This is a genomic window from Emticicia sp. 17c (assembly GCF_037153985.1).
GTDB lineage: Bacteria > Bacteroidota > Bacteroidia > Cytophagales > Spirosomataceae > Emticicia.
The window spans coordinates 775,865-789,080 of the sequence record NZ_JBBAYI010000001.1 but is presented as its reverse complement, the minus strand read 5'-3'; the positions used below and the strand labels follow the sequence as shown (position 1 = coordinate 789,080).

Below are 13,216 nucleotides of genomic sequence, written 5' to 3'. Positions count from 1 at the left end.
AAGATGTTTGTAAGTGTTAAATTTTTGAATGAAGCATAACGAATTTTTCTATTTTGTTGCTGTAAGCGGCTCCTATGGGCAGTTCTTTCGATTGAATCCAGATACTTTTTTTATCAATTTTGCCTATTTTACTCTTCGCAACTATAAATGACCTATGTATGCGAATAAAAGCTGTACTGGGTAAAAGAGCTTCTGTTTCATTCATGGTTAGCCGTGAGACAATAGTCTGGCTTCCTAATACAAATTTGATATAGTTGCCAGTGCTTTCGGCATAAAGTAAATCATCGAGCGCGACTTTTATTTGTTCATAGCCACTTTTAATAAAAATAGAAGGTAATACCAACTGCGTATGATGCTGGTTGTTTTTCAGTTCAAATTGCTCATGTGCTTTATTACAAGCTTGCAGAAAACGGGCAAAAGAAAAAGGTTTTAGTAAATAATCAATGGCATTAAGCTCAAAACTCTGAACGGCGTGTTCGCTGTAAGCGGTTGTAAAAATAATGATAGGAGCTTTGGGTAAGGTTTTAACAAAGTCAATACCTGAGATTCCCGGCATTTTAATATCCAGAAAAATTACATCTACCTGATTGCTCTGCATAAAAGTTAACGCCTCAAGTGCATTAGTAAAATAAGCCTTAACATCAACAAAACTTATTTGCCCCGCTAGGCTTTTTATTATTTCTAAGGCAATGGGTTCGTCATCTATGGCAATTGCTTGTAACATATCCGGTTATATTAGTCGGTAAGTTTAATAAATAAATCTACTTTAAACTCTGTTCCGTCGGTTCCGTAAGTTAGTTGATACTTATGCTCATAAAACAAATGTAGCCGTTCTTTGACGTTTTCCAGTCCTATTCCAGAATGTTCTTTTTCGGGGTCATTATTCTGGGCGGTATGTATGCTATTTTTAACTTCGAGCCTGAGGGTATTTTTATTACATCTAAGTCTGATTTTTATCCAAGATGGTTCGTTGATATGAATACCATGTTTAAACGCATTTTCAACAAACGGAATCAGTAACATAGGGGCAATGGTGTGCGTACAATGTTGCTCGTTTATATCTTCTTCAATGCTTAGTCTGGAAGAGGGCTGTATACGTAGTTTCTGCAAGCTAAGGTAGTTTTTCAGATAGTTAATTTCTTGGCTCATCGGAATAAAATCCTGATGATTATCATGAAGCATAAAGCGCATCATTTCTCCTAGCTTCTGAATACCCTCTGCTGTTCTTTGAGAGCCATCCATTAAAGCCATTCCATATAGTGAATTTAGGGTATTAAACAAAAAATGCGGATTAATCTGTGACTTTAATAGCTGTAAGTCTGCCTTCGATTTGACCAATGCTTTTTCGGTTCCTCTGAGTTGTAGTAGTTTGTCTTTTCTTTGCTCAAATAATAGCCATGTAATAGGGGTTACTATAAAAAATTGTACGCCCCAAGTACTAAGCCACAACAGCAAAAGGAATGTATGATGAGAGAGCCAGTAAAAGAAAAAACTATAAAACAAAGTAGTGAGGATAACTAAGGCAGAAACCCGAATACTGAGCCATGGTTTGGTGTCAGAAGAAGGGAATATCCAATAGGTATTGGTCAGGTATACCAGAACGGTAGGTGTCAGAAGCAGCACATAAAGTTGATAAAAGAAATCATCTTCGATTAATTCAAAAGTACCAGCAAAGAACGGAACAGTCAGGTAAATGACAAAAATGAGGGCAATCTGATTAGTTATTAGGCTTAGATAATTGCTAAGCGTAGATTTTTGAATACGTTTGATAAGTAATTCTCTGGCGCAGGCATAAACCAGATATAACCCAACCATAAAAAAAGCACGCTTAAAACCGAAAAACAAGTCGGTTAATGGGGTTTCATTATAACCCAATAAGGCCATAACTTTATAACCCCCGTAGCTGAAAAAAGCGGGCTGTGCGAAATAACTGGCTGCATTGATACCCAAAGCTAATAAGAATGTTAGCAGAATCAAGAGAACAATAATCCAGAAATACTGGATACCTGTTTTCTGGCGTGTAACAAGTAGCTGCGGAATTTTTAGCAAATGGACAGCCAGATACAGTAAATAAATAAGTAGCACAGCACCTATTTTCGGGCTGAGTACATTTGTGAAATAATTAAAGGAAAGATTATGCTCCTTAAAAGGCTGGGTAAACTTCTGGCTAATGTCAGAAGTACTTAAATAGTAATACTCCCAGAGGTAACTGGCAATTGTAATGCCTGTTAGTAGGCTGATTAATGTCCATTCGTAATTTCGTAATCTGATTGTCATAATTTTGTTTTTTTATGACAACATTAGGGAATATATGGTTTATTTTCCTGAAAATGTGATAAACCCTTAAAAGCTGGGACAGAAAGATGAATTTTGAAACATAAGGGCTTCCTGTTAAGTCAGAAGCCCTTATTATTGAATAAGAAGAATTACTTTTTGAGGTATTTATTGAACCACTTTATGTAACGTTCAAAACGGTCTTTCTGAAAACTCGGATTGCTGATGCCGTGGAACTGGCCGGGATAAATGATTAATTCTGTCGGAATACCCAATGATTTAAAAGCCTGATACATTTGTTCACTTCCTACTGACGGCACGTTGAAGTCGCTCTCACCGACCATAAATTGTGTTGGTGTTTTAATGCGGTCGGCTTTCAGAAACGGATACGACAACGCCACATACTTATCAAAGTTTTTCCATGGCGACCCTAACTCGTTTTCATATTGCAGAATATACTGGTCAACACCGTATAAAGAAGAAATCATGGCTACACCAGCACCACTCGAAGCGGCTTTAAAACGGGTATCGCTTGCAATGGTATAGTCTGTCAGGATTCCACCGTAACTCCAACCACCAATACCTAGTTTATCAGGGTCAGCTATCCCATTTTGTACTACATAATCGGCTGCTCCTAAAATATCCATTACTTCCTTATTGCCCCAATCAGCCCAGATAGCCTTGCAAAAGTCAAGGCCGCGACCGCTTGAGCCTCTGTAATTAACTGCTACTACTGCATAACCGGCAGAAGCCAACATCTGGCGGGTTAGGTCAAAGCTGAATTCGTCCTGAGCCACGGGGCCGCCGTGTATCATAAATATAGTAGGAAGTTTTTCATTTTTGCTTGCACCGGCAGGGCGATAGAGAATGTTAGATACCGTTGTGCCATCTTTACTTTTTGAACTGAAACCTTCAACTGTTGCTAAAGATAATGGTGTAAGAAAATCATCATGATGCTTGGTTAAACGTCTGAGGCTCGTGTTTTCCAACGCATAAATTTCAGAAGGTGTCTGAGGGTCGCTCATGGTCGTTAAAAAACTCCCCGAAGGATGTCTCTCCAGTGTGCCAAAGCTTCTGTTTCCAGCCATGATTTTTGTCATTTTGCCGTCGGTTGCATTAAATTGAGCAACATATTTTGTTCGGTCATCGGCAATTAATGCAAAAATGCTCAGCCCATCTTTAGCCCAACGAGGGGTTGTTACGGGCCTATCTAATGTTTTTGACAATAATTTGGGCTCGCCTCCTTCTTTTGAAACAACACATAGCACAGACTGGTCGTACATAATATAGTTTTCATTAGACGTGCTTCTTAAATAAGTAAGCTGTTTTCCGTCGGGACTCCAGTCCATGCCAAAATCTCTACCAGCCCAAGTGGTTAATTGTTTCATTTTGGCATTGGGTTTTGCATCAATCAGCCATATATCTGAATTTGAATTTCTGTCGGGGTCTTCGGTACGATTGCTGATAAAGGCAATTGTAGAGCCATCGGGCGACCATTTAGGCGAGGTTTCGTCGTAATCGCCACGGGTAAGCGTATCAAGTTTTTTGGTAGCTATATCATACAAATATAAATGAACAGGGCTTTTGGTTAAATAGCCTTCAACATCTTGCTTGAACTGGAATCTGTCAAGTACAATTGGTTTAGGAGCTTTATTTTTAGAAGTGTCGGAAGGGGTTTTAATGACCAAAGCAATTTTTTTACTGTCAGGTGACCACGCGTAGTCCATGAGGCTGCCTTTTTTCAGGTCAGTAAGTTGTTTGGCTTCGCCGCCCCGCCTGTCCATTAGCCAAATCTGGCTGCTAGTTAGCCCATTCCTTGAGGAAACAAATGATAAAAATTTTCCATCGGGGCTCCATCTGGCTTGAGATTCGCCATCTGGGCTATTGGTCAGTTGAATTGATTCTTTGCCATCCCATGAAATCATCCAGATGTCGGCGTTGCGTTTGTTTTTGACAGAGTCAACAGAAGAAAGCGTATAAGATACCCAATTGCCTTCAGGAGAAATCTGTGGGTCGCTTAAGCTCTGTAAACGATAAACATCTGAGGGTTTAAGCCCTCTTTTTGAAGTAGACTGTGCATGGCTAAAAGTAAATGAACACACATAAAAAGCCAGAAAAGGCAAGATTTTTTTCATGTAATAAGGTGATGTTTAGGAAGTTGTAAAGTATAATCTGAAAACCAAATTTAGATGACAATCGTTAAATTTGAAAGAACTTGTCAGGCTTATTTTAGTATTATTTGCCCAGAAAACGTTTTTTAAAACTTAAAGGGTTTTCGCCCGTAACTTTCTTGAATGTGCGGTTGAAATAGGATAAACTCTCGAAACCGCACTCAAAGCAGGTTTCAGTTACATTTTTATCAATTAATAGTAATTTTTGTGCCTGATTGATTCGATAATGGTTCAGAAATTCAACAAAGGTTAGTCGGGTAATTTTCTTGAAATACCGGCAAAAAGCTGATTTACTAAGGTTAGCAAGGCTGGCTATATCTTCAACTTCAATTTTTTGCTGATAATGCGTATCAATAAAATTATAAATACGTTTAAGTCGTTCCTGTTCTTTTTTATTATGTTGGTTTTCAACTGGTTTAGTATGTAAGAGTTCTGCCTCTGAGCTTTTGGCTAATACCTGAAAAATACTCAGGATTTCGAGGAATTGCTCAAAATGTCCTAGATTCTTGATATTTAAAAGGCGATTTTTAAGCAATTGCTTGGTGTTTTCACCAAAAGCAATACCATATCTTGATTTTTCAAAAAGCTCATAAACGGCTGCCAGTTCAGGTATATTGGCAAAAGCATTGCCTAAAAAATCCTGCCTGATTTGTATCACCACTTTTTCACATTCGGTTTTTACGCCATAATCAAAATTCAGATGAGGGATGTACGAGCCAATAAACACGAGGTCGCTGTCTTCAAACCTTGAAAGGTGTTCGCCAACATGCCGTGTACCATTAGCCCCTTGTATATAAACCAGTTCAAATTCAGGATGAAAGTGCCAATAAAATACGTCATTCAACCGAGGGTTAATAATTAGCCGAAACGAACTGTCAGAGTCTGGCGTAAATTCTTCAAAGTGTAATTTCATTTTTATAAATCAGTGCCGCAGACAATTACTTGATTTTGTCTGTTATTTTCAATATCATGGTAAATATAAAGATATAATGTCAATATTGTTCAAAAATAGGTAATTATTGGAGTAGAAAAGCATACGGCCAGTCTTGTAATTTTGTATCATTATTTTAATTCAAAATATAATTAAATATGGAACTCAAGCAACAAACCATGAACCCTACTATGGCTCCTACCATGGCAGTAGCACCAGCGCAAAACGATGCACATAAAGATATTCCCGGAAACCCGTCAACCGCAACCAGTAGTACAATTAAACTTAACGACCGCTCCAATAGTAAACCTTTGCGTGTTTTGAGTGAAGAAGACTGGAATTTCTGGATTACGAACGGATACATAATTATCAAGAATGCGGTTCCAAGAGAACAGGCATTGGCAACTGCCAAGTTTATATGGGAGTTTGAAGAAAAAGAAGCCGATAAGCCCGAAACATGGTATACAGCTCCGCGTGCCGATATGCAGATGAAAGAACTAATAGGAAGCGGAATGGTGGAAGTGTACAATAACCAGCATTTATGGAACAACCGCCAGATGCAGAGAGTATACGATGCTTTTGTTGATATATGGGGAACTGAAAAACTCTGGGTTACCATTGATAGAGCTAATCTGAATTTCCCGCTACGGCCCCAAGACGAATTTAAAGGCTTTATCCACTGGGATTACGACCCCGAAACTAAGCCCCAAAATGTGCAGGGTGTATTGGCTTTAGCCGACCAGACCGACGAAAACATGGGTGGGTTTCAGTGTATACCTGAGTTGTTTCGTACTTATGATACTTGGAAACTGACTCAACCTGCCGATAGAAACCGTTTCAGACCTGATGTTACAGGTTTTGAAGACAAAATTGTAAAAGTAAAACTAGAAGCCGGCGACTTACTGATTTTTAATAGTAGCCAGCCTCATGGAATCAGGCCTAATCGCTCGGCAGATAAAGTACGGATAGCGCAATATATCTCCATGATGCCAGCCGAAGAAGAAAACGAGGCATTGCGCCAATGGCGAATTAATTCATGGAAAAACCGCATTGCACCCGAAGGGTACGCGTTTCCGGGTGACCCAAGAAAATGGGAACAAACAAAATATGATGTTGCAATGTTAAATGAATTAGGCGAAAAACTTTTAGGATTGAAAAATTGGTAAATATGCAAAATCAACAACTAATGACAAGTCTCAATAATGGCGTACAAATGCCATTGTTGGGACTTGGCGTATATGATATGTATAAAAAAGAAGCCGAACAGGCGGTTTCTTGGGCCTTAGAAATTGGTTACAGACTAATTGATACAGCAAGTATGTACCGGAACGAAACCGAAATAGGTAATGCTGTCAGGCAAAGTAGTATTGCCAGAGAAGACTTGTTTATTACGACAAAGGTCAATAACGATGATCAGGGCTATGAAAAAACACTAAAGGCTTTTGATGTAAGCCTACAAAAAATGGGACTCGATTATGTTGACCTTTACCTGATACACTGGCCTATTAAATTTACCCGAAAATTCACATGGAAAGCACTTGAAAGGCTTTATCATGAAGGTAGGGTAAAGGCTATTGGTGTAGCTAATTACCTGATACCTTTTCTGGATGAGCTACGGTTGGAGGCAACTGAAATTCCTGCTGTAAATCAGGTAGAGTTTAGCCCATATCTGTATCTGGAAGATTTATTAAAATATTGCCAAGAAAGAAGAATACAGCTACAAGCCTATTCTCCTTTGGTAAGGGGGCAACGAATGTCGGACCCCAAGCTGTTGAGCGTAGCCGAAAAATACCAGAAAACCCCTGCACAAATTATCTTGCGCTGGGCTTTGCAATTAGGCGTGTCAACTATTCCCAAATCATCCAGTTTTGACAGACTGAAAGAGAATTTCAGTGTATTTGATTTTGAAATCAGTGCTGAAGATATGGCATATATGAATAGTTTTAACGAGAATTTCAGAATAGTTGACGACCCCATGGAGCTACTATAATTTATTACAAGCCCAACAGTATTACAATATAAAGTATAAAGCCTTTAATTAAATGACTTTAAAATGCTAGTGTATTGTTTGGCTAGGCAAATCTGAAGCAAAGAGTAAAGATTAAAATTTATTCACTGTGTGTATAAATTACAGTCAAAAAGATAATTTTGCGTACTGTTTAACGCTAAAATTACCTATTACATACATGAGTAATATTTATCATGAAATAACACCGCTGACACCCAATGATTGTTTCATGGTTTTTGACAGACATAAAAGCGATTTTGATTTTCCGATTCATTTTCATGAAGAATTTGAATTAAATTTTATCGAAAATGCTAAAGGTGCCAAGCGTATTGTTGGTGATAATATCGAAATAATTGATGAACTGGAACTCGTATTAGTTGGCTCAAATATTCCTCATAGCTGGATGGGCTACGAATCTGATAAAAAAGATATTCATGAAATTACCATTCAGTTTCATAAAGATTTATTTGATGAGCGTTTCTTGCAACGAAACCAACTGAGCTACATCCGTTCATTGCTCGAACGCTCTGCAAGAGCTATTTCATTTTCAACAGAAACAATTCTGGAAATCCGTCCGCGCCTTGTGTCTCTGAGTCAGAAAAGTGGCTTTGATTCAGTAATTGAGCTAATTTCTATTTTACACACCTTATCTCTGGCAACGAATACACGCTTGCTTACAAGTAGTACTTTTGTTAATGAAAATGTGAATTTCAATAGCCGTAGAATTGAAAAAGCATTTGATTATATGCGAAGCAACTATGATAAGGATATTTCGTTGGCTGATATTTCGAAGATTGTGAACATGGCCGAAGTGAGTTTCAGCCGTTTCATAAAAAAACGTACAGGCAAAACTTTTATTGATAGCCTTAACGACATAAGGCTGGGTCATGCTTCGCGGTTTTTAATTGATACTACATACACCATTGCCGAGGTGTCTTTTAAATGCGGATTCAATAATCTTTCATACTTTAATCGTATTTTCAGGAAGAAATATGCCTGTACACCCAAAGAGTTCAGAGAAAATTATGCTGGCACCAAAACTTACGTATAGCTTCTCTGTGACGATTTCCGAATAATTAATTCTCCCTTTATTACTTTGGTATGAGGTACAAAAGATCCCTGATTAATAATATTTTCGATCAACATACTGGCTGCATTTTCACCAATTATAAAAGGAAACTGATGAAAAACCGTTAAAGAAGGCTCAATTAACGAAGCTATCAGTTCGTCACCAAAAGCTACAATACCCATTTCGTTCGGTATCTGTATATTCCTGTTTTTCAACTCCATTATCATTTCTATACCATTGCCGTAATGAATGGTAAAAATGCTATCAGGTTTTTCTGGCAAATTAAGCCAGTAGTCTAATGCTTTCACTGAGTCTTCCTGACTGAAATTGCTATAATATATGAACTGTTCGTTCATAGGAAGGTCATATTTTTCAAGTGCGGCCTTGTAACCATCTAATCTAGTTTGGCTAATAAGCAGGTCTTGTGGGCCAGCCAGTACAGCAATTTTTCGGTATCCTTGTAAAATTAGGTGTTCTACCAAAGTAAAACTACCAGCAAAATCTTCCTGAATTACTTTGGCTGTATCAACTTCATTGCATACCCTGTCGAAGTGTACAATAGGCAAGCCTTTTTTCAATTGTAATTTTACATGTTCAAAAGAAAACGTCTCTTTCGAGTGGCTAATCAATAGGCCGTCAACACGGCTTGTTACAAGTGCCTGCACATTGAGTGTTTCGGTATGGTGCGATTCGTTCGATTGGCAAATCATGACACGATACCCCGCCTCAGTAGCTACCTTCTGAATACCTGCTACTACACCAGCAAAAAAAGGACGCTGAATATCGGGAATAATAACACCAATTGTATGGGTTTCGCCTCTGTTAAGGCTTTGGGCAAGAAAATTAGGCCGATAGTCTAGTTCATTGGCAATTCTTAAAATCTCAGTACGTGTATTATCATTAATTTCGGTGCTATTATTCAAAGCCCTGGAAACCGTAGACGGCGACACACCAATTGCTCTGGCAATATCAACAATAGTAGTTTGATGGGGTTTCTTGGACGAGGGATGGTTTTCAGGTGTAATGGTAAAATAGAGATTACAATCTTTACAATATAAACGCTGTTTTCCACGGACAAACCCCGCCCGAACAATATTTTCAACACCACCACATTTTACACAAGGAGTCATTAAAATTAGATTTTTTTAATATTAAACATTTGCCACAAGCTGAGTATTTATGGTTGCAAGATTCTGGCAGGCTCTTGGCAATTTGAAATGGGTAATTAAAGATAGTAATTTTTGCTTATCTATCGAAAACGTTTTCGGAAACGCAACCGATAGGTATATGAGGTTATTATGTTAAAAATAGCCATTCAATTCTTTTTTTTATACAAAAAATACCATAATATTCTCTCATAATTATCAATATGCCCGTTTCTATGAGTAGCTCTTAAGGCAATGCAAAAGGTAGGAATTTTGTATTTTTCATAGGATTACTCATGGCAGGTTTTAAATAAGTGATTTATTAACTTTCATACATTTGTTTTTAACAGGATGTCGGGTGGTGAATTTCATCACCCTCATTTTTAACCATTAGCGATACAACAGACCCCCTGAATTTTCTATGAAACTCTCCCGACAACTTATTACGTGGTTATTAATTTTAATAGTCAATGAAGTATGGGCTGAGATACGCTTACCTCGCCTGATAAGCAACGGAATGGTGCTACAACAGAAAGCCTCAGTAAAAGTGTGGGGCTGGGCAAATAAAAACGAAGCTGTTACTATACAATTCAATCATAAAACTTATAAAACCATTGCTAATCAGGAAGGCAAATGGCTTGTAACGATTAATACTCCTAAAGCAGGTGGCCCTTATGAAATGGCTATTACAGGCGAAAACCAGCTTAAAATAAAGGATATTCTTATCGGAGAAGTATGGGTGTGTTCAGGGCAGTCGAACATGGTTTTACCTATGGAGCGTGTCAAAGAAAAATATGCCGATATTATCGCCAGCACAAATAATCCTCAGATAAGACATTTTTTTATTCCTACCCGTTTTAATTTCAATACACCATTAGAAGATTTCTCAACAGGTAAGTGGGAAGCTGCCACTCCCGAAAATATACTTCGCTTTACAGCAACAGGCTATTTCTTTGCCAAAGACCTTTACGAAAAATACCATGTACCCATAGGACTTATAAATGCCAGTGTGGGAGGCTCACCCGTAGAAGCATGGATAAGCGAAGAAACCCTCCGGCAATTTCCTGAACATCTGGCCGTAGCTACACAAATGAAAGATAGCAGCTATATTCATGAAATCAGAAAAAGAGAAGCAGCCATTAATAATGAATGGTATGCCAGACTCCGCCGGAACGATAAGGGTATGAACGGAGCAAAAAAATGGTACGAAAATGAGTATGATGCTTCTGATTGGGCAACCATGATGTTACCCGATTTCTGGGAAAATCAAGGTTTAAAAAATACTAATGGAGTAGTTTGGTTCAGAAAGGAAATAAATGTACCTGCATCGATGACAGGAAAAGCAGCTAAATTTTTTCTTGGACGAATTGTAGATAGCGATTCTGCCTATGTAAATGGTCAGTTCGTAGGCACTATTGGGTACCAGTATCCGCCAAGACGATATGAAATACCTAAAGATGTTTTAAAAGAAGGTAAAAACACAATCGTAGTAAGGGTAATTAATAATGCAGGAAAAGGAGGGTTTATTAAAGATAAAACCTATCAGATAAGGGTTGGCAACGAAATAATAGACCTGAAAGGAAACTGGCAATTTAAATTAGGAACTGCACAAGAGCCTTTGGCCGCGACAACATTTTTTCAGTATAAACCTGTTGGTCTTTATAATGGAATGATTTCGCCTTTGATAAATTACGGAATAAAAGGTGTAATATGGTATCAGGGCGAAGCCAACACAAATAAGCCGTCTGATTATCACCAACTTTTCAAAACCATGATTCAGGATTGGCGACAAAAATGGAATCAAGGTAGTTTCCCATTCTTATTTGTACAGTTAGCAAACTTTATGGAGCCAGCCGACCAGCCTTCAGAAAGCCAATGGGCTGAATTAAGAGAAGCACAAAGGCAAACATTAAACATGCCTCAAACATCTATGGCGGTTATAATTGATACAGGCGAATGGAATGATATTCATCCACTTAATAAAGAAGATGTAGGTAAGCGATTGGCATTAGCGGCCAGAAAAGTAGCTTATCATGATAAAAATCTCGTATTCTCAGGCCCCATGTATCAATCAATGGAGGTGAAAGGGGATAAAGTTATGCTGAGTTTTACTAACACTGGTAGTGGCCTGACAGCAAAAGGCGGTGGGGAACTTAAATATTTTGCCATAGCCGGAGCCGATAAAAAGTTTGTATGGGCCAAAGCTACTATCAAAGGTAATAAAGTAGAAGTCTGGAGCGATGCTGTCAGTAAACCAATGTATGTACGTTATGCTTGGGCAGACAACCCCGATACAGCCAATTTATACAATAAAGACGGGCTTCCGGCTTCGCCTTTTCAGGCAGTTAAAAAATAATTATTAATCAGGTTTAGTTAAGAAAATACTAAGTGTATGATTCATACAATGCGATGGTTCGGGCCTAAAGACCCAGTTTCTTTGATGGATATTCGTCAGGCAGGCTGTACAGGAGTAGTAACGGCTTTGCATCAGATTCCGGTTGGAGAAATATGGTCGGTTGAAGCCATAAAAGAAAGAATTAGATTAGTTGAAGCAGATAATGATAAGTATATCCCACTTAAATGGTTGGTAGTTGAAAGTCTGCCCGTACATGAAGATATTAAAAAAGGACTCCCTGCCAGAGAACAACTAATTGAAAATTATAAAATCTCGTTAAGAAATCTGGCTCAATGTGGCATAAAAACGGTTTGTTATAACTTTATGCCTGTACTCGACTGGTCAAGAACTAATCTGAACTATGAAATGCCAGATGGAGGTAAAGCGCTCAGATTTGTTTGGGAGGACTTTGCCATTTTTGATTTATACATTCTTAAACGACCGGAAGCCGCAAAAGACTATACACCAGAAGTACAGATAAAAGCTGCACATAAATTAAAAGGGATGTCGGCTAACGAAATAGCTACTTTAACAAACACTGTATTGCTGGGGCTTCCCGGGTCTGAAGAAGCCTTTGACCTGAATACTTTTCAGGAGCTTCTGGATAATTACAAAAAAATCGGTGATAAAGAACTACGTGCAAATCTCTACTATTTTATTCAGCAAATTGCTCCTGTGGCACAGGAGGTGGGCATCAATTTGTGTATTCATCCTGACGACCCTCCAAAACCACTATTGGGCTTGCCACGGGTGGTAAGTACCGAAGATGATTTAAAGCAGCTAATGGCCGCCTGTGATATTATTAACAACGGAATTACTTTTTGCACAGGTTCTTTGGGCGTACGACCCGACAATGATTTGGCTGGTATGATAACGCAATTCGGAGACCGTATCCACTTTCTGCATTTACGAACAACCAAACGAGAAGATAACCCGCTCAATTTCCATGAAGCAGCGCATCTGGATGGAGATGTAGATATGTACGAAGTAATAAAAGCAGTAGTTGCAGAAACACGGAAAAGAAAAGCCGAGGGTCGACCAGACTGGAATATACCCATGAGACCAGACCACGGACACCAGATACTAGATGATTTGAACAAAAAAACGTATCCGGGGTATTCGGCTATTGGCCGGTTGAAAGGTCTGGCAGAGCTAAGAGGACTGGAAATGGCTATCGAGAAGTCAGAAACCCTAGTATGAATAATCTAGATTAGGTATTTAAC

General features: G+C 38.5%; 10 protein-coding genes. 5 read left to right on the top strand and 5 right to left on the bottom strand.

Going from position 1 to position 13,216, the window contains the following annotated elements; genetic code table 11:
* Positions 1 to 16: 16 nt before the first annotated feature.
* The 4 genes from WAA15_RS03290 to WAA15_RS03275 form a co-directional block, all read right to left on the bottom strand.
* Positions 17 to 724, bottom strand: coding sequence for a LytR/AlgR family response regulator transcription factor (locus WAA15_RS03290; RefSeq protein ID WP_337041003.1), 708 nt, complete (start codon positions 722 to 724; stop codon positions 17 to 19).
* Between the two features lie 11 nt (positions 725 to 735).
* On the bottom strand, positions 736 to 2,277 hold the full coding sequence (locus WAA15_RS03285) for a sensor histidine kinase (protein ID WP_337041002.1): 1,542 nt from the start codon (positions 2,275 to 2,277) through the stop codon (positions 736 to 738).
* 149 nt (positions 2,278 to 2,426) lie between these two features.
* Positions 2,427 to 4,409 carry a S9 family peptidase gene (locus tag WAA15_RS03280; RefSeq protein ID WP_337041001.1) on the bottom strand — a complete coding sequence of 661 codons (1,983 nt, stop codon included), beginning with the start codon at positions 4,407 to 4,409 and terminating at the stop codon, positions 2,427 to 2,429.
* A 100-nt stretch (positions 4,410 to 4,509) separates the two neighbouring features.
* Entirely contained in the window at positions 4,510 to 5,358 is an 849-nt protein-coding gene (locus WAA15_RS03275; RefSeq protein ID WP_337040999.1) for a helix-turn-helix transcriptional regulator, read from the bottom strand.
* 176 nt (positions 5,359 to 5,534) lie between these two features.
* On the opposite strand from WAA15_RS03275, the gene WAA15_RS03270 reads away from it, so the two are divergent.
* From WAA15_RS03270 to WAA15_RS03260, 3 genes are all read left to right on the top strand, one after another.
* Complete coding sequence (locus tag WAA15_RS03270; protein ID WP_337040998.1) at positions 5,535 to 6,542, top strand: phytanoyl-CoA dioxygenase family protein; 1,008 nt, start codon at positions 5,535 to 5,537, stop codon at positions 6,540 to 6,542.
* A 2-nt stretch (positions 6,543 to 6,544) separates the two neighbouring features.
* Positions 6,545 to 7,366, top strand: a complete 822-nt coding sequence (locus WAA15_RS03265; protein WP_337040997.1) for an aldo/keto reductase — start codon at positions 6,545 to 6,547, stop codon at positions 7,364 to 7,366.
* Positions 7,367 to 7,562: 196 nt separating this feature from the next.
* The gene (locus WAA15_RS03260) at positions 7,563 to 8,435 is read left to right on the top strand and encodes an AraC family transcriptional regulator (RefSeq protein ID WP_337040996.1); all 873 of its coding nucleotides are present in this window, start codon (positions 7,563 to 7,565) and stop codon (positions 8,433 to 8,435) included.
* On the opposite strand, the gene WAA15_RS03255 is transcribed toward WAA15_RS03260, so the two are convergent.
* Positions 8,426 to 9,583: a LacI family DNA-binding transcriptional regulator gene (locus tag WAA15_RS03255; protein ID WP_337040995.1), complete on the bottom strand. Its 1,158-nt coding sequence runs from the start codon at positions 9,581 to 9,583 to the stop codon at positions 8,426 to 8,428. The genes WAA15_RS03260 and WAA15_RS03255 overlap by 10 nt on opposite strands.
* 436 nt (positions 9,584 to 10,019) lie before the next feature.
* Between WAA15_RS03255 and WAA15_RS03250 the strand changes: the two genes are divergently transcribed.
* Positions 10,020 to 11,954 (top strand): sialate O-acetylesterase, encoded by a 1,935-nt coding sequence (locus tag WAA15_RS03250; protein ID WP_337040994.1) that lies wholly within the window; start codon positions 10,020 to 10,022, stop codon positions 11,952 to 11,954.
* A 36-nt stretch (positions 11,955 to 11,990) separates the two neighbouring features.
* Positions 11,991 to 13,193, top strand: a complete 1,203-nt coding sequence (gene uxuA, locus WAA15_RS03245) for a mannonate dehydratase (RefSeq protein ID WP_337040993.1) — start codon at positions 11,991 to 11,993, stop codon at positions 13,191 to 13,193.
* The last annotated feature ends 23 nt before the right edge of the window (positions 13,194 to 13,216 follow it).